Origin of the sequence: Microbacterium sp. CR_7 (genome assembly GCF_041954755.1) — a bacterium.
Taxonomy (GTDB): domain Bacteria; phylum Actinomycetota; class Actinomycetes; order Actinomycetales; family Microbacteriaceae; genus Microbacterium.
The window spans coordinates 347,151-364,049 of sequence record NZ_JAVAYF010000001.1; the positions used below are offsets into that span (position 1 = coordinate 347,151).

Sequence of the window (16,899 nt, forward strand, 5' to 3'; positions counted from 1 at the left end):
AGACCACCAGAAGGAAAGTCATGACTGCTGACTCCGTCTCGGCCGTGCCGAGGCCACCCGCACCCAAGTCGTCCGCTCCCGAGATCACAGGTGCGGAAGCCGTTGTCCGCTCGCTCGAACTCCTCGGCATCACCGACGTGTTCGGCCTCCCCGGCGGTGCGATCCTGCCCGTCTACGACCCGCTGATGGATGCCGCGCAGCTGCGCCACATCCTGGTCCGCCACGAGCAGGGAGCCGGCCACGCCGCCGAGGGGTACGCCTCGTCGTCGGGAAAGGTGGGCGTGTGCATCGCGACCTCCGGACCGGGAGCGACGAACCTCGTCACCGCGATCGCCGACGCCTACATGGACTCGGTGCCGCTGCTCGCGATCACCGGCCAGGTGTTCTCGACCCTCATGGGCACGGACGCGTTCCAGGAGGCCGACATCGTGGGCATCACGATGCCGATCACGAAGCACTCGTTCCTGGTGAAGGACGCTGCGGACATCCCCGGCGCGATCGCCGCCGCGTACGAGATCGCCTCGACCGGTCGTCCGGGCCCCGTGCTGGTGGACATCACGAAGGACGCGCAGCAGGCCGTCGCGCCGTTCGTGTGGCCGCCGAAGATCGACCTTCCCGGCTACCGTCCCGTGACCAAGGCGCACGGCAAGCAGATCCAGGCCGCCGCGGCCCTGCTCGCCGAGGCCAAGAAGCCCGTGCTGTACGTCGGCGGCGGAGTGATCCGCGGTCGCGCCTCGGCCGAGCTGCTGGCCCTCGCCGAGACCACCGGCGCACCGGTCGTGACGACCCTCATGGCACGAGGCGCTTTCCCCGACTCGCACCCGCAGCACCTGGGCATGCCCGGCATGCACGGCACGGTACCGGCCGTGCTCGCGCTGCAGGAGGCTGACCTGCTCGTGTCGCTCGGCGCGCGCTTCGACGACCGTGTGACCGGCAAGGCGTCGCTGTTCGCACCGAACGCCAAGGTCGTGCACGTCGACATCGATCCCGCCGAGATCTCGAAGATCCGCACGGCCGACGTGCCGATCGTCGGCGACGTGCGCGACGTGCTCGTCGACCTCGAGAGCGCGTTCCGCAGCGCTGCCGGAGGCACCGCTCCCGACACCGAGGAGTGGTGGTCGTACCTCGACGGCCTCCGTACCGAGTTCCCGCTGGGATACGCGCCGACCACCGACGGCCTGCTCGCGCCGCAGTACGTGATCCAGCGCATCGGCGAGCTCACGGGCCCCGAGGGCATCTACGCCGCAGGTGTCGGTCAGCACCAGATGTGGGCCGCGCAGTTCATCAAGTACGAGCGTCCGAACGCGTGGCTGAACTCCGGGGGAGCGGGCACGATGGGCTACTCGGTCCCCGCCGCCATGGGGGCGAAGGTGGCCGAGCCCGACCGTCACGTGTGGGCGATCGACGGCGACGGGTGCTTCCAGATGACCAACCAGGAGCTCGCCACCTGCGCGATCAACAACATCCCGATCAAGGTCGCCGTCATCAACAACTCCTCGCTGGGCATGGTGCGCCAGTGGCAGACCCTCTTCTACGACGGGCGTCACTCGAACACCGACCTGAACACGGGCCACGGCACGATCCGCATCCCCGACTTCGTGAAGCTCGCCGAGGCCTACGGCTGCCTCGCGATCCGCGTGGAGAAGGAGGAAGAGGTCGACGCCGCCATCAAGCTCGCGCTCGAGACGAACGACCGCCCCGTCGTGATCGACTTCGTCGTGAGCGCGGACTCCATGGTGTGGCCGATGGTGCCGCAGGGCGTCAGCAACAGCTACGTCCAGTACGCGCGAGACCACGCGCCCGCATTCGACGAGGAGGACTGACCATGACGACGCACGTGCTGAGCCTCCTCGTGGAGGACACCCCCGGTCTGCTGACGCGAGTCGCCGGACTCTTCGCCCGACGGGGCTTCAACATCCACTCGCTCGCGGTGGGCGTCACCGAGGTGCCGAACATCTCGCGCATCACGGTGGTGGTCGATCTCGATGATCTGCCTCTCGAGCAGGTGACGAAGCAGCTGAACAAGCTGATCAACGTCATCAAGATCGTGGAGCTCGACTTCTCCACCTCCGTGCAGCGCGAGCACATGCTCATCAAGGTGCGCACCGACAACACCACCCGATCGAACGTGATCGAGGTCGTGAACCTCTTCCGCGCCTCCGTGGTCGACTACGCCTCCGACGCCCTCGTCGTCGAGGTCACCGGCGACCGCGGCAAGGTCGAGGCACTGCTCCGGGCCCTCGAGCCCTTCGGCATCAAGGAGATCGCGCAGTCCGGTCTCCTCGCCATCGGCCGCGGCGGCAAGAGCATCACCGAGCGCGTCCTGCGCGGCTGACCAGAACCATCCTGAGCTTCGCCGGTCGTCGAGCGAGCGAAGCGAGACGAAACGCCAACAATCAAGGAGAAAGAACCAGTGAGCACCGAGATCTTCTACGACGCTGACGCCGACCTGTCCATCATCCAGGGCAAGAAGGTCGCGATCGTCGGCTACGGCTCGCAGGGCCACGCCCACGCGCAGAACCTGCGCGACTCGGGCGTCGAGGTCGCGATCGCCCTCAAGGAGGGCTCGAAGTCCGCGCCGAAGGCGGAAGAGGCCGGCTTCGCGGTCAAGACCGTCGCCGAGGCCACCGAGTGGGCCGACCTCATCATGATCCTCGCGCCGGACCAGCACCAGCGCACGATCTACAGCGAGTCCATCGCGCCGAACCTCACCGCGGGCAAGACCCTCGCCTTCGCGCACGGTTTCAACATCCGCTTCGGCTACATCGACGCGCCCGACGGCGTCGACGTGATCCTCGTCGCGCCGAAGGCTCCCGGTCACACGGTGCGCCGCGAGTTCGTCGCCGGCCGCGGCATCCCCGACATCATCGCCGTCGAGCGCGACGCCTCGGGCAACGCCTGGGCCACCGCCCTCTCGTACGCGAAGGCCATCGGCGGCACCCGCGCCGGCGTCATCAAGACGACCTTCACCGAGGAGACCGAGACCGACCTCTTCGGCGAGCAGGCCGTGCTCTGCGGTGGCATGAGCCACCTCGTGCAGGCCGGTTTCGAGACCCTCGTCGAGGCGGGATACCAGCCGCAGATCGCCTACTTCGAGGTGCTGCACGAGCTCAAGCTCATCGTCGACCTCATGTGGGAGGGCGGCATCGCCAAGCAGCGCTGGTCGATCTCCGACACGGCCGAGTTCGGTGACTACGTCTCGGGGCCGCGCGTCATCGACGAGCGCGTCAAGGAGAGCATGAAGGGCGTCCTGTCCGACATCCAGTCGGGAGCGTTCGCCAAGCGCTTCATCGAGGACCAGGACAACGGGGCCGAGGAGTTCCTGGCGCTGCGTGCCAAGGAGGAGACGCACCCGATCGAGGCCACCGGCAAGGAGCTGCGCTCGCTCTTCGCCTGGAAGCAGCAGGACGAAGACTACGTCGACGGTTCTGCCGCTCGCTGATCCAGTCGCGACAGGAGAACGGGCCCGGTGCGTATCGCACCGGGCCCGTTCTGCGTCTGGAGTCACTCCGCGGGAGCGGCGTCTTCCACCTGGATCGGCGCGTCCGACGGGTCGGCCCACACGGGCGCGGGCAGGGGAGTGTCGACCTGACCGCTCTGGATCGCGCGCAGCGCTTCGGTGATCTCGTCGGCGTTCTCCGGCACGGCGAGACCGCAGGTGCGCAGCTCCGAGGCGAACTTCAGGGTGAGTCGGATCTTGCCGGCCTCGACCGCCTCCGCAGTCGTCCCGGTGAGCTTCTCGCTCCCGGTCTGGATGTCGGAGACCTCGTCGCACACGTGATAGACCGCACCCCCGGCGACCCACACCACCTCGTCCTTTCCGAGCAGCTGGATGACGGTGGACTGGTCGGCGGTGTACTGCTCGACCGAGGGCGGGTCGAAGTCGATCCCCAGGACGACGGCGAGAGCGGCGAGGACGATGCCGACGACGCCGGCGGTGGCCTTCTGCCCCTTGTCCATGTCCTTGTTCAGGAAGATCAGGATGATCAGCGGGAGGAAGGCGACGATCGCGATGATCGCGCCGAGCTGGTTCTGCACGAAGAAGCGGACCTTGTCCGACTTGCGTGCCGGGTCCAGTCGGTTCGCCTTCTTCCAGAGGATCGAGCCGGTGATCGACAGCGCCGCGATCACGACGAGCATGACCAACAGCGTGATGAACGCCCACTGGGGGAACTGGGCGGTGGCGTTCTGGCTCTGTAGCAGGCCGGTGTCGGAGTCGCGGACGTAGGTGCCGTCCTCGCCGACCACGACGCGCTGACGCAGCAACCAGAAGATCGCGACGGCCTCGGCGGCGATCGCGACGACCCACAGAGCGACCGCGATCCATCGGAACGTCGTCGCCTTCGATGTGGCCTGAGCGGTCGGCGTCCAGCCCGCTGCGGGCTCTCCGGCCTCGCTGGTCGACCGCGAACGGTCTGCTCGATTGTCGTTCTCGGTCACTGCGATCCCTCCCCGCCGTGGGCGCCTCCGGCCCGGATGCCCCCGAGCCTAGTGGAGCGGGTGTCCTACGCTGGAGACATGACATCCGATTCCGACGACGACGCCCTGAGCTGGGACGGTGACGAGGGTCGCACCCCGAAGCGCCTGCCGAGGGAGGATGCCGGTCGGCGTGCGCCCGGAGGGGATGCCGCAGCGGCGCCGTCGGGCGATGAACCCTCGACCGAGCCCGCGCGGTCGTCGGATGCCGCGGTCTCGGTCGACGAGGAGCACGACGCGGGCGTCCTGCTCGACGACGAGCGCCCCTCGCTGAGCACCGGCATGCTGCTCGCGCTCGGCGTCGTCGGCGGGATCTGCCTGCTCTACAGCGTCGGCTGGGTCGTGGGCGGTCTGCGACTCAAGCCGCTCGCGAACTTCTTCGTCGCCGATGCGATGTTCCTCCCGTGGTTCGTGCTCGCCGTCGCGGCCCCCGCCCTCTGGTTCCTCGCCGGGTGGGTGCTCACGCGGGGCAAGGCGACCTGGATCCGTCTGTCCGTCCTCCTGCTGGGAGTGATTCTGCTCGTGCCCTGGCCCTTCGTGACGGTGGGGGCGATCGGATCATGACCGCCACGCGTCCCGCATCCCCGAATCCGTCCTCGCCTCGGTGGGTGACCGGTCTGGTGCTCGGCCTCGCCGGCCTCTTCTACGCGTACGCCGTCTGGAACGCGATCGCGCACCTCATCACGATGGCGCAGAGCGGCATCGACGGCGCCGGGTGGGTGACGCTGCTGTTCGGCGTCGTCTTCCCCGCGATCGTGTTCGTGTTCGCCTACCTGATCGGTCGCCGTCGTCGTGCCGGCGAGCTCGCCCTCGCGCTGCTGGCCGGTCTGGGCATCGTGGCGGTGTTCTGGTTGAGCCTGCTGGCCTACAGCCTCACGCTGCCGACCGCCTGAGGCGTCGTCGACCGTCACACGTCCGGGAGGCGGGGGAGCGCTCGGGTACAGTTGAGGTGATCGCGCCCCCACGGTGTGCGGCGCATCGGCCCCTCCCGCCTGTCGCGCTGCCCCGAAGGATCCACTGTGCCGAAGCCCGTCGTGCTCATCGCCGAAGTTCTCTCTCCCGCCACGATCGAGGCCCTCGGCCCCGACTTCGACGTCAGGCACGTCGACGGGACCGATCGCGAGGCCCTGTTCGCGGCTCTCGCCGAGGCGAACGCGGTGCTGATCCGCTCGGCGACGCAGATCGACGAAGAGGCTCTCGCGCACGCTCCGCAGCTCAAGGTCGTCGCCCGTGCCGGCGTCGGACTCGACAACGTCGACATCAAGGCGGCGACCACGGCCGGTGTCATGGTGGTGAACGCCCCCACCTCGAACATCGTCTCGGCCGCCGAGCTCACGGTCGGCCACATCCTGAGCCTGGCCCGCCGCATCCCCGCCGCTCACGCCTCGCTGTCGTCCGGTGCGTGGAAGCGCAGCTCGTTCACCGGCGCCGAGCTGTTCGAGAAGACGGTCGGCATCGTCGGTCTGGGCCGTATCGGCGCCCTGGTCGCGGCTCGACTCGCCGCGTTCGACATGCGCGTCGTCGCCTACGACCCCTACGTGACCTCCGCACGGGCCCAGCAGCTCGGCGTGCAGCTGCTCTCGCTCGACGAGCTGGTGGCGGAGTCCGACTTCCTCACCATCCACATGCCGAAGACTCCCGAGACCACGGGCATGATCGGCGCTGAGCAGTTCAAGGCCATGAAGCCGACAGCCTTCGTGGTGAACGTCGCGCGCGGCGGCCTGATCGACGAGGAGGCGCTCCGTGAGGCGCTCGTCGCGGGCGAGATCGCCGGTGCGGGCCTCGATGTGTTCACCTCCGAGCCGCCGGTCGAGGGCGGCTCCGCGAGGGCGCTCCTCGACCTCCCCAACGTCGTGGTGACGCCGCACCTCGGCGCGAGCACCGAGGAGGCCCAGGAGAAGGCGGGCGTCTCGGTCGCGAAGTCGGTTCGCCTCGCGCTCGGCGGAGACCTCGTGCCAGACGCGGTGAACGTCGCCGGCGGTGTCATCGACCCGTACGTGCGTCCCGGCATCTCGCTCGTCGAGAAGCTCGGCCAGATCTTCGCGGCTCTCGCGACGTCGCCGCTCACGAGCCTCGACGTCGAGGTGCACGGCGAGCTCAACGACTACGACGTGAGCGTGCTGAAGCTCGCGGCTCTGAAGGGCGTGTTCACCAACATCGTCAGCGAAACCGTGTCGTACGTGAACGCTCCGCTGCTCGCCGAGCAGCGCGGCATCGCCGTCCGCCTGCTCAAGGACGACGAGAGCGACGAGTACCGCAACGTGATCACGCTGCGGGGCGCGCTGTCCGACGGCTCGCAGCTCGCGGTCTCCGGCACGCTGACCGGTCCGAAGCAGACCGAGAAGCTCGTCGGCATCAACGACCACGCGCTCGAGCTGCCGATCGAGAAGCACCACGTCGTGATGCTCTACACCGACCGCCCCGGCATCGTCGCGGTCTACGGCCAGAAGTTCGGCGAGGCCGGCATCAACATCGCCGGCATGCAGATCGCGCGACTCGCCGCGGGAGACCAGGCCCTCAGCGTCCTCACGCTCGACTCGCCGGTGTCCGACGAGCTGCTCGACGACGTCCGCGACGCGATCGACGCCGACCTGTTCCGTCAGATCGAGATCACCGAGGTCTGATCGGAACCGACGAAGAGGGAGGATGCCGCGCGCCGCGGCATCCTCCCTCTTCTCTGTCCGCGCTGCCGGTCAGGGCGCCGTGGCGCGGAGGACCAGGGCGAGCAACGCCTCCAGTTCCTCGCGGTGGGGGACCAGGTGCTCCTCGCCGTTCACGTCGAGGGAGTTGTTGAAGTACAGGCCGTCGCTCACGAGCATCACGAGGTCGAGGCTCGCGCGGTCGCGCACGTGCGGGCGGATCGTGTCCTCCCAGCGCCTTCGGACGTGGCGGAGGGCGTCGCCGGCCGCCACGGAACCGCCCTGGGCGAGGCGCGACGTGGCGATGAGGGCGCGGTCGAGCGCGTCGTCCTCCATCACCGAGGTGCGCACGTAGTAGGCGACCGGTCCCTCGTCGTGCGCGCTCATGCGTTCGAGGTCTGCCGTCGTGAGCCTGTCGAGACGGTCGAGCAGGCCGGCGACGAGGTCGTCCTTCGACCCGAAGTGATAGAGGAGGCCGCCCTTCGAGACGCCGGCTTCCTTGGCCGTGGCGTCGAGGGTGGCCGTTCGCTCGCCGTCGTTGATCACGATCTTCTCGAACGCGTCGAGAACGCGCTCGCGGGCGAGGGGAGGTCTGGGCATCGGGGTCCTCTGCTCGGCGGATTCCTGTCTTCACGGTACGCCAGGGGAGCGGTGATTCTGTTACTATACCATCCGGACGGTTTATATTCAGGCCGCCTCAACTCGAAAGGTGTTCCTCATGACCCGCACGGCGTCGATCCCGACGACCGAGACGGAAGCCCCCCGCGTCGGAGCCCGCGGCTGGGCGGCGCTCGTCGTCCTCATGCTGCCGGTGCTGCTCGTCTCGGTGGACAACACGGTGCTCAGCTTCGCGCTGCCCGAGATCTCCATCGCGCTCGCCCCCTCGGGGACCGAGCAGCTCTGGATCATCGACGTGTACCCGCTCGTGCTGGCCGGGCTCCTCGTGACCATGGGAACGCTCGGCGACCGCTTCGGACGCCGCCGGATGCTGCTGATCGGCGCGACCGGTTTCGCGATCGTGTCGGCGCTGGCGGCGTTCGCCCCGACCGCAGGGCTGCTCATCGCCGCGCGTGCCCTGCTCGGCTTCTTCGGAGCCATGCTCATGCCGTCGACGCTGTCGCTGCTGCGGTCGATCTTCCAGAACCGCGATCAGCGACGTCTCGCGATCGCCGTGTGGGCGTCCGCGTTCTCGGCGGGCGCGGCGCTCGGTCCGATCGTCGGTGGATTCCTGCTCGAGCACTTCGCGTGGGGAGCCGTCCTCCTCATCGCCGTCCCGGTGCTCATCCCGCTGCTCATCGCCGCGCCGCTCCTGGTTCCCGAGAGCCGCGACCCCCACCCCGGACGAATCGACCCGGTCAGCATCCTGCTGTCGATGGCCGCCATGATCCCCGTGGTCTATGCGATCAAGTCGTTCGCGGTCGACGGTCCGTCGCTCACCGCGGGCGCCTGGGCGCTGCTCGGCGTGATCATGGGGTTCCTGTTCGTCCGACGCCAGCTCCGAGCCGACATCCCCATGCTCGACATGGCGCTTTTCCGCCGAGGGACGTTCTCTGGAGCGATCCTCGTCAACCTGCTCAGCGTCGTCGCTCTCGTCGGCTTCCTGTACTTCGTCTCCCAGCATCTGCAGCTCGTGCTCGGACTCTCACCGATGGTCGCGGGGCTCGCGCTCGTGCCCGGCATGGTGGCGATGATCGTCGCGGGTCTCGGCGTCGTGCCGATCTCGCGTCGAGTGCGCCCCCATGTTCTGGTACCGGCCGGACTCCTGTTCTCGGTCGCCGGATACCTCCTCGTCGCCCTGTCGACCGAGGACCACGGTGTGGCGCCGCTCATCATCGCCTTCGTCGTGCTGGGCATCGGCATCGGCGCCGCCGAGACCATCTCGAACGAGCTGATCCTGTCGAGTGCTCCGGCTGCGAAGGCCGGAGCAGCGAGCGCCGTGTCGGAGACCGCCTACGAGCTCGGGGCCGTGCTCGGCACCGCTGTTCTCGGCGGACTCATCACGGCGTTCTACCGTGGAGCGCTCGTGGTGCCGGAGGGCATCCCCGTCGAGGCCGCGCACTCGGCATCCGAGACCCTCGCCGGGGCGTACACGGCTGCGGCCTCGCTGCCGGGAGAGCTGGGCGAGGCCCTCTGGGCTGCGGCATCCGCGGCGTTCGGATCCGGAGTCCTGGTGACGTCGTTGATCGGTGCGGGACTCGTGGTCGTCGCGGGGGTCATCGCCGCCGTCACACTGCGCAAAGCCCCCGTTCACTGACCGCTACGCTGGGAGGACCGGCCCGCTCGTCGCGTCGACGATGGGGCCGGTCCATCCCGATGCAAGGAGTGTCATGTCGCGTGTCGTGAAGCTGGCCGTCATCCCCGGTGACGGGATCGGTCCCGAGGTCATCGCGGAGGCGGAAAAGGTCCTCGACGCTGTCACGGCCGACTCCGACGTGACCTTCGACAGGACCCGATTCTCGCTCGGCGCCGACCGGTTCCTCGCGACCGGCGACACACTCACCGACGATGACCTCTCGGCCATCGCCCAGCACGACGCGATCCTGCTGGGCGCAGTCGGCGGGACGCCGGGTGACCCCCGCCTGAAGGACGCGAACATCGAGCGCGGCCTCCTGCTGAAGCTTCGCTTCACGCTCGACCACTACGTCAACCTGCGCCCGTCGAAGCTCTTCGCGGGTGCTCCCGGACCGCTCGCCGAGCCGGGGGACATCGACTTCGTCGTGGTGCGCGAGGGCACCGAGGGCCCGTACGTCGGCAACGGCGGAGCGATCCGCAAGGGCACCCCGCACGAGGTCGCGAACGAGACCTCCGTCAACACGGCCTTCGGTGTCGAGCGCGTCGTCCGCTACGCCTTCGATCTGGCCGAGCGCCGGCGCAAGAAGCTCACGCTGGTGCACAAGACCAACGTGCTCGTGCACGCCGGCGCCATCTGGCAGCGGATCGTGAACGAGATCGCCGCCGCGCACCCCGACGTCTCCGTCGACTACCTCCATGTCGACGCCGCCACGATCTTCCTCGTGACCGACCCGTCGCGCTTCGACGTCATCGTCACCGACAACCTGTTCGGTGATATCCTCACAGATCTGGCAGGTGCCGTCACCGGCGGCATCGGTCTCGCAGCATCCGGGAACATCAACCCGGATGACTCGTTCCCCTCGATGTTCGAGCCGGTCCACGGTTCCGCGCCCGACATCGCAGGTCAGCAGAAGGCCGACCCGACCGCGGCGATCCTCTCGATCGCGCTGCTCCTCGACCACCTCGGCCTCGCCGAGGAATCGGCGCGTGTCAGTGCCGCCGTCGAGGCCGACATCGCCGCTCGTTCGGGCGCGCGCAGCACCGCGGAGATCGGCTCCGCGATCGCTGCGAGACTCTGAACCGCAGGCGTAGGCTGAAGCGGCGCGACGATGCGCCCACCCACAAGGAACGGATGAACACATGACGACCATCGATGCCGAGGCGACCCTGGCTCCCCTGGAATTCGCGGTGACCAAGAACCTGAACGCGGCCAGCCCGGCGCGCGTCGCCGAGGTCCTGGAGAATCCGGGATTCGGCGTCGTCTTCACCGATCACATGGTCGACATCTGCTGGTCGGCCAAGGGCGGCTGGCACCGACCGCGGGTGCAGCCCTACGGTCCCATTCCGCTCGATCCGGCCGCGGCAGTGCTGCACTACGCGCAGGAGATCTTCGAGGGGATCAAGGCATACCGCCACCCCGACGGGTCGGTCCACACCTTCCGACCCGATCGCAACGCCGCGCGCATGCAGGCGAGCGCGCGTCGTCTGGCGCTGCCCGAGCTTCCCACCGAATACTTCATCCAGTCGCTGCGCGAGCTGATCGCCGTCGACGGTCGCTGGGTGCCCTCCGGCGCCGATCAGAGTCTCTACCTCCGGCCGTTCATGTTCGCGAAGGAGGCGTTCCTCGGCGTCCGCGCGGCGCAGAAGGTCGCCTACTACGTCATCGCCAGCCCGGCGGGCGCCTACTTCACGGGTGGGGTGAAGCCGGTACGCATCTGGCTGTCGCAAGAGCACGCGCGCGCTGGACGCGGCGGCACCGGCAAGGCGAAGACGGGCGGCAACTACGCCTCCAGCCTGCTTCCCCAGGCGCTCGCGAGCGAGAAGGGCTGCGATCAGGTGGTCTTCCTGAACGAGGATGACAACGTCGAGGAGCTCGGCGGCATGAACGTGGTGTTCGTGTTCAAGGACGGCCGCGTCGTCACGCCGGAGTCCGACAGCATCCTCGAGGGCATCACGCGCGACTCGCTGCTGCAGCTCGCCGAGGACCGCGGCTACACGGTCGAGAAGCGACCGATCTCGATCACGGAGTGGCGCGAGGGCGTGGCCTCGGGCGACATCGTCGAGGTCTTCGCGTGCGGAACCGCCGCCGTGGTCACGCCGATCGGCGCTCTCGTCGGCGAGGGCTTCGAGGAGCCGCAGCCGCTCGGCGAGCTCGCCCTGTCGCTGCGCGAGGAGCTCACCGACATCCAGTACGGGCGTCGTGAGGACAAGCACGGCTGGCTGCTGCGCCTCGACGCCTGATCCGTTTCCCCGTCGCGAGACCCCGCCCCGCTGGCGTCAGCAGGGCGGGGTCTCGGCGTTGCGGGCTGGATAGGCTGGATGCATGAAGATCGCCCGGTTCAGCCATGACGACGCCATCCTGTTCGGGATCGTCGACGAGTCCGACCTCGTCGTCCTGACGGGCGACCCCCTCTACGCGGGGTACGAGACGACCGGGGATCGGGTGCCGATCGCGGATGCCGTCATCCTCGCACCCGTGATCCCTCGCTCCAAGATCGTCTGCGTGGGCAAGAACTACCACGACCACGCTGCCGAGATGGGGGGAGAGGCCCCCGCCGAGCCCCTGCTCTTCCTCAAGCCCAACACCTCCGTGATCGGCCCGGGCGACGCGATCGTGCGACCCTCCATCTCCGAGCAGACCGAGTTCGAGGGTGAGCTCGCCGTGGTGATCGGCCGCGTCGCCAAGAACGTCTCCGCCGAGAACGCCCTCGACCATGTGCTCGGCTACACGATCGCGAACGACGTGACCGCCCGCGACCTGCAGCGCAAAGACGGCCAGTGGACGAGGGCGAAGGGGTTCGACACGTTCTGCCCGCTCGGCCCGACCATCAACACGGACTTCGACCCGTCGACCGCGACGATCCAGACTCGCGTGAACGGCGAGGTGAAGCAGCAGGCGCCGCTCAGCGACATGATCCACTCCGTCGCCGACATCATCGAGCACGCATCGGCGGTGTTCACGCTGCTGCCCGGCGACGTGATCCTCACCGGCACACCGGCCGGTGTGGGCGCATTCGGCGCGGGAGACACGGTCGAGGTCGAGATCACCGGTCTCGGCATCCTGCGCAACGCCGTGCGCGACGCCTCTCCCGCGTCATGAGCGATGTCGCCCTGTCGGCGGCGCAGGTCCTCGGCGTTCAACGGCGCACCGTCCTGATCCTGTCGATCGGGCAGATTCTGGGCGGCATCGCATTCGGGGCGACCGTGTCGCTGGGGGCTCTCCTCGCAGCCGATATCTCGGGCAGTGACGCGCTCTCGGGCATGGCGACGGCCTCCGTGACATTGGGTGCCGCGCTCTGCGCCATCCCGCTGGCCCGGCTCGCGGCGCGGGTGGGGCGCAGACGGGCCCTGACCCTCGGCAACCTCTTCGCCCTGGTCGGCATCGCGGTCGTGATCGCCGCCGCGTCGCTGCGGATCTTCCCGCTCCTACTCGTCGGCATCGTCATGATCGGAGCGGGCAACGCCGGCAACCTGCAGTCCAGGTTCGCCGCGACCGACCTCGCCTCTGCCCAGCATCGGGGCAGGGATCTGTCGATCGTCGTGTGGGCCACGACGATCGGCGGGGTCGCGGGACCGCTGCTCCTCGGCCCGGGCGAGGTCGTCGGCGAGATCATCGGGATGCCGCCGCAGACGGGCTCCTACGCCTTCTCGTTCGTCGCGCAGTGCGCGGCCCTGGCGCTGTATCTCATCGCCCTGCGCCCGGATCCGCTGCTCACGGCGCAGAGGCTCGCTGTCGCGACAGCGGCTACCGTGGGCCGTGTCATCGAGGACCGCCCCGTCGTGGCGCGCTACGCCATCTTCGCGATCGCCGGCTCGCACGTCGTCATGGCCTCGGTCATGGCGATGACTCCCGTGCACCTCGCTCACATGGCGCACGGTGCACACGGCATGGCACCGACGCCGGCCGACGTCTCGGCCCTCGTCGGCATCACGATCGCCCTGCACGTCGGCGGCATGTATGCGCTGTCGCCGCTGTTCGGCATCCTCGCCGACCGGTGGGGCAGGCTGCGCGTCGTCCTGCTCGGGCAGGCCCTGCTCGGCGGCGCTCTGGCCTTCGCGGTGTTCGCGAACGATCAGGAGTGGGGTGTGATGGTCGCACTGATTCTGCTCGGCCTCGGTTGGAGCGCCGCCACGGTCGCGGGTGCGGCGCTGCTGACCGAGGCGAGCGCCCCCGAACTCCGCACACGGCGGCAGGGACGCAGCGACTCGCTGATGAGTCTCTCCGCCGCGGCCGGCTCCGTTCTCGCGGGTGTGATCCTGTCGAACTTCCAGTACGCGGGGCTCGGGATCGCGGCATCCGTACTGGTCGTCGCGATCGTCGCGCTGTCGCCTCTCGCTGTGCGGGGGACACGGCAGGGGAGCGCGACGCCCGCGCCGTAGAATCGAAGGGCTATGGCTACTCCTCACCCCCTCACGACGACGGCCGGCGGCGCCGACGTCCGCGTCCGCTTCTGCCCCTCTCCGACCGGTCTGCCGCACGTCGGCATGGTCCGCACGGCTCTGTTCAACTGGGCCTACGCCCGACACAACGGCGGAAAGATGGTGTTCCGCATCGAGGACACCGACGCAGCCCGCGACAGCGAGGAGAGCTTCCGGCAGCTCGTCGACGCGCTCACCTGGCTCAAGATCGACTGGGACGAGGGTGTCGAGGTGGGTGGCCCGCACGCGCCGTACCGGCAGTCGGAGCGCCACGACATCTATCGCGGCGTCATCGACAAGCTGCTCGCCACCGGCGCCCTCTACGAGAGCTACTCGACGGCCGAGGAGATCGACGCCCGCAACGAGGCCGCAGGCCGCGCCAAGCAGCTCGGATACGACAACTTCGATCGGGACCTGACCGACGAGCAGAAGGCCGCCTTCCGCGCCGAGGGCCGTCAGCCTGCGCTGCGTCTGCGTGTGCCGGACGAGGACGTCACATACGTCGACCTCATCCGCGGCGAGGTGACCTTCCCCGCGGGGTCCTTCCCCGACTTCGTCGTGGTCCGCCCGAACGGCATCCCGCTGTACACGTTCGTGAACCCGGTCGACGATGCGCTCATGGGGATCACCCACGTACTGCGCGGCGAGGACCTCATGCCGTCGACGGCCCGTCAGCTCGCTCTCTACGCGGCCCTCATCGACGCCGGTGTGACGACGTTCGTGCCCCGCTTCGCCCACATGCCGCTCGTGCTGGGGGAGACCGGCACGAAGAAGCTCTCGAAGCGCGACCCGCAGGCCGATCTCTTCCTGCACCGCGAGCGCGGCTTCATCCACGAGGGACTTCTGAACTACCTGGCTCTGCTCGGATGGTCGATCGGGCCGGACCGGGACGTCTTCTCGCTCGAGGAGTTCATCGAGGCGTTCGACATCACGAACGTCAATCCGAACCCGGCGCGCTTCGATCAGAAGAAGGCCGAGTCGATCAACGGCGACCACATCCGGATGCTGGGAGAGAAGGACTTCGCCGAGCGCACCATCCCGTACCTCGCCGCCGCCGGTCTCTTCGACGAGCCCACGCATGAACAACTCGTCCTCGCCTTCCGGGCCGCGCCGCTCGTGCAGGAGCGCGTGCAGCTGCTGGGCGACGTGCCCGGGATGCTGGGCTTCCTCTTCGTCGACGAGGTGTCGTACGACGCCGACGCTCTGAAAGGCCTCCCGGCCAACGCCGCGGAGGTGCTGCAGGCCTGCGTCGCGGCTCTCGAGCCGGTCGAGGAGTTCACCCCGGAGAAGATCCAGGACGCTCTCGCCACCGCACTCGTCGAGAAGCTCGAACTGAAGCCGCGCGTCGCCTACGGCCCGCCGCGCGTCGCGATCACCGGTCGGCGCGTGTCGCCGCCGCTGTTCGAGTCCATGGAGCTCATCGGAAAGGACGAGTCGCTTCGCCGCCTCCGCGGTCTGGCCGACGTCCTGTCACAGTGACGGCGCGCCCGGGTTGGCGACCGGAGCCGCGCGTTTTGGCATTCCGGTCGCCGCTCGGGTAGGCTTGACTCTCGGTGCGAGGCTCCGGTTTCGCCCTTGGGGTATGGTGTAATTGGCAACACGGCTGATTCTGGTTCAGTTGTTCTTGGTTCGAGTCCAGGTACCCCAGCAGAAAGAAAACCCCCGCTCAGGCGGGGGTTTCTTCGTCTTCGGGAGTTGGGCGAGGATGCGCCGGCTCCCGCACTGCCCCGCAGTAGGGACGCACCCGTTTGCCGGCGGCCGAGAGGCCGTGCCCGTGACCGTCGGCGTCGTCCGCGCTCGACGCATCGCGCCGTATTGACCCTCCATTCCTGCGCGCACAACGTGGACGGACCGTCCATAGTGGCCCGCGCGCGAGGCCCCTCACACTGAACGACAACAGGTCGGCGGCAGACGGCGGCCAGGTCAGAGACGGAGCATCATGGAGTCGTTCGAGGTCGCAGTCGTCGGGATGGGAGCGCTCGGCAGCGCCGCCACCTATCACCTCGCCCGCCGGGGCGCCCGGGTGATCGCGCTCGAGCAGTTCGAACTCGGCCACGTGCGCGGCGCCTCGCACGACACCTCCCGCATCGTGCGCACCTCCTACGGCGCAAGCGCCTATGTGCGCCTCGCGCAGTCCGCCTATCGTGACTGGGCTGATCTCGAGGCCGAATCCGGTGAGCGCCTTCTCACCATCACGGGCGGCGTCATCATGATCCCCACCGACGGCCCGTACTCGGCCTCGGACTTCACGGCGGCGCTCACCGAATGCGACGTCGAGCACGAGCTTCTCTCTCCTGCGGAGGTGCACGCCCGCTGGCCGCAGTTCCGGCTGCCCGAGAACGTCGAGACCGTCTACACCGCAGACACGGGCATCGCCCACGCGTCGCGCACCGTCGCCACGCTGCAGATGCGCGCCCGCGTCCACGGAGCGGACATACGCGATCGAACCCCGGTTCTCGCTCTCGAGCCGGACGGCGACGGCGTCATCGTGCGCACCGCCCAGGGCGATATCCGCGCGGCGAAGGTCATCGTCACGGCCGACGCGTGGACGAACGACCTGCTCGAGCCTCTCGGCGCGGCCATTCCGCTCGACATCATGCAGGAACAGGTCAGCTACTTCCGCCCCGAGCAGCCCGAGCAGTACGACCGCTCGTCCTTCCCCGTCTGGATCTGGGAGGACCACGAGTGCTACTACGGGTTTCCCACGTACGGGGAGCCGACGATCAAGGCGGCGCGCGACGTATCCGAGAACCGCATGACGCCGGATACCCGCTCGTTCGTCCCCTCGCCGGAGCTCATCGACCAGCTCACGGGCTTCATGCACGACGTGATCCCCGGTTCCGGGCCGGAGCTGCGCACCGTGACCTGCCAGTACGCCCTCACCAAGGACCGCCGTTTCGTGCTCAGTGCCCTGCCGCAGCATCCCGACATCATCGTCGGGCTGGCTGCCGGGCACGGGTTCAAGTTCACCCCGGCACTCGGCAGAGTGCTTGCCGAGCTCGCGCTCGACGGCGAATCCACCGACGATCTCAGCGAGTTCGCCGCAGCGGACGCGATGACCCTCGCCTGACCG

At 68.7% G+C, this 16,899-nt stretch carries 15 protein-coding genes and 1 tRNA gene; 14 read left to right on the plus strand and 2 right to left on the minus strand.

Annotation, left to right across the window (positions count from 1 at the left end):
- Nucleotides 1–20: 20 nt before the first annotated feature.
- The 3 genes from RAC81_RS01655 (at nucleotide 21) to ilvC (ending at nucleotide 3,442) form a co-directional block, all read left to right on the plus strand.
- Nucleotides 21–1,823 (plus strand): acetolactate synthase large subunit, encoded by a 1,803-nt coding sequence (locus RAC81_RS01655; RefSeq protein ID WP_251585487.1) that lies wholly within the window; start codon nucleotides 21–23, stop codon nucleotides 1,821–1,823.
- Nucleotides 1,824–1,825: 2 nt separating this feature from the next.
- The gene (gene ilvN / locus RAC81_RS01660) at nucleotides 1,826–2,335 is read left to right on the plus strand and encodes an acetolactate synthase small subunit (protein WP_251585486.1); all 510 of its coding nucleotides are present in this window, start codon (nucleotides 1,826–1,828) and stop codon (nucleotides 2,333–2,335) included.
- Nucleotides 2,336–2,413: 78 nt separating this feature from the next.
- Nucleotides 2,414–3,442: a ketol-acid reductoisomerase gene (gene ilvC, locus RAC81_RS01665; RefSeq protein WP_375080707.1), complete on the plus strand. Its 1,029-nt coding sequence runs from the start codon at nucleotides 2,414–2,416 to the stop codon at nucleotides 3,440–3,442.
- 62 nt (nucleotides 3,443–3,504) lie between these two features.
- Here the strand turns inward: ilvC and RAC81_RS01670 are convergent, their stop codons facing one another.
- Nucleotides 3,505–4,440 (minus strand): hypothetical protein, encoded by a 936-nt coding sequence (locus tag RAC81_RS01670; protein WP_375080708.1) that lies wholly within the window; start codon nucleotides 4,438–4,440, stop codon nucleotides 3,505–3,507.
- Between the two features lie 78 nt (nucleotides 4,441–4,518).
- Here RAC81_RS01670 and RAC81_RS01675 point away from each other — a divergent pair, with 78 nt between their 5' ends.
- The 3 genes from RAC81_RS01675 to serA all read left to right on the plus strand — a co-directional run bounded on the left by RAC81_RS01675 (nucleotide 4,519) and on the right by serA (nucleotide 7,100).
- The gene (locus RAC81_RS01675) at nucleotides 4,519–5,040 is read left to right on the plus strand and encodes a hypothetical protein (RefSeq protein WP_375080709.1); all 522 of its coding nucleotides are present in this window, start codon (nucleotides 4,519–4,521) and stop codon (nucleotides 5,038–5,040) included.
- Entirely contained in the window at nucleotides 5,037–5,369 is a 333-nt protein-coding gene (locus tag RAC81_RS01680; protein ID WP_375080710.1) for a hypothetical protein, read from the plus strand. Before RAC81_RS01675 ends, RAC81_RS01680 begins: the two co-directional genes overlap by 4 nt.
- A gap of 126 nt (nucleotides 5,370–5,495) precedes the next feature.
- The gene (gene serA / locus RAC81_RS01685; RefSeq protein WP_375080711.1) at nucleotides 5,496–7,100 is read left to right on the plus strand and encodes a phosphoglycerate dehydrogenase; all 1,605 of its coding nucleotides are present in this window, start codon (nucleotides 5,496–5,498) and stop codon (nucleotides 7,098–7,100) included.
- A 69-nt stretch (nucleotides 7,101–7,169) separates the two neighbouring features.
- On the opposite strand, the gene RAC81_RS01690 is transcribed toward serA, so the two are convergent.
- A complete protein-coding gene (locus tag RAC81_RS01690; protein WP_375080712.1) occupies nucleotides 7,170–7,715 on the minus strand; it encodes a TetR/AcrR family transcriptional regulator in 546 nt (181 codons plus the stop codon).
- 118 nt (nucleotides 7,716–7,833) lie between these two features.
- Between RAC81_RS01690 and RAC81_RS01695 the strand changes: the two genes are divergently transcribed.
- From RAC81_RS01695 to solA, 8 genes are all read left to right on the plus strand, one after another.
- Nucleotides 7,834–9,369: an MFS transporter gene (locus RAC81_RS01695; RefSeq protein WP_375080713.1), complete on the plus strand. Its 1,536-nt coding sequence runs from the start codon at nucleotides 7,834–7,836 to the stop codon at nucleotides 9,367–9,369.
- Nucleotides 9,370–9,442: 73 nt separating this feature from the next.
- Complete coding sequence (locus RAC81_RS01700) at nucleotides 9,443–10,486, plus strand: 3-isopropylmalate dehydrogenase (protein ID WP_375080714.1); 1,044 nt, start codon at nucleotides 9,443–9,445, stop codon at nucleotides 10,484–10,486.
- Nucleotides 10,487–10,547: 61 nt separating this feature from the next.
- Nucleotides 10,548–11,648 (plus strand): branched-chain amino acid aminotransferase, encoded by a 1,101-nt coding sequence (locus RAC81_RS01705; RefSeq protein ID WP_375080715.1) that lies wholly within the window; start codon nucleotides 10,548–10,550, stop codon nucleotides 11,646–11,648.
- 82 nt (nucleotides 11,649–11,730) lie between these two features.
- A complete protein-coding gene (locus RAC81_RS01710) occupies nucleotides 11,731–12,507 on the plus strand; it encodes a fumarylacetoacetate hydrolase family protein (protein ID WP_375080716.1) in 777 nt (258 codons plus the stop codon).
- Nucleotides 12,504–13,787 carry an MFS transporter gene (locus RAC81_RS01715; RefSeq protein ID WP_375080717.1) on the plus strand — a complete coding sequence of 428 codons (1,284 nt, stop codon included), beginning with the start codon at nucleotides 12,504–12,506 and terminating at the stop codon, nucleotides 13,785–13,787. Before RAC81_RS01710 ends, RAC81_RS01715 begins: the two co-directional genes overlap by 4 nt.
- A 12-nt stretch (nucleotides 13,788–13,799) precedes the next feature.
- Nucleotides 13,800–15,305: a glutamate--tRNA ligase gene (gltX, locus tag RAC81_RS01720; RefSeq protein ID WP_375080718.1), complete on the plus strand. Its 1,506-nt coding sequence runs from the start codon at nucleotides 13,800–13,802 to the stop codon at nucleotides 15,303–15,305.
- Between the two features lie 97 nt (nucleotides 15,306–15,402).
- Nucleotides 15,403–15,474, plus strand: a tRNA-Gln gene (locus RAC81_RS01725).
- A gap of 291 nt (nucleotides 15,475–15,765) precedes the next feature.
- Nucleotides 15,766–16,896 (plus strand): N-methyl-L-tryptophan oxidase, encoded by a 1,131-nt coding sequence (solA, locus tag RAC81_RS01730; RefSeq protein ID WP_375080719.1) that lies wholly within the window; start codon nucleotides 15,766–15,768, stop codon nucleotides 16,894–16,896.
- Nucleotides 16,897–16,899: the final 3 nt, after the last annotated feature.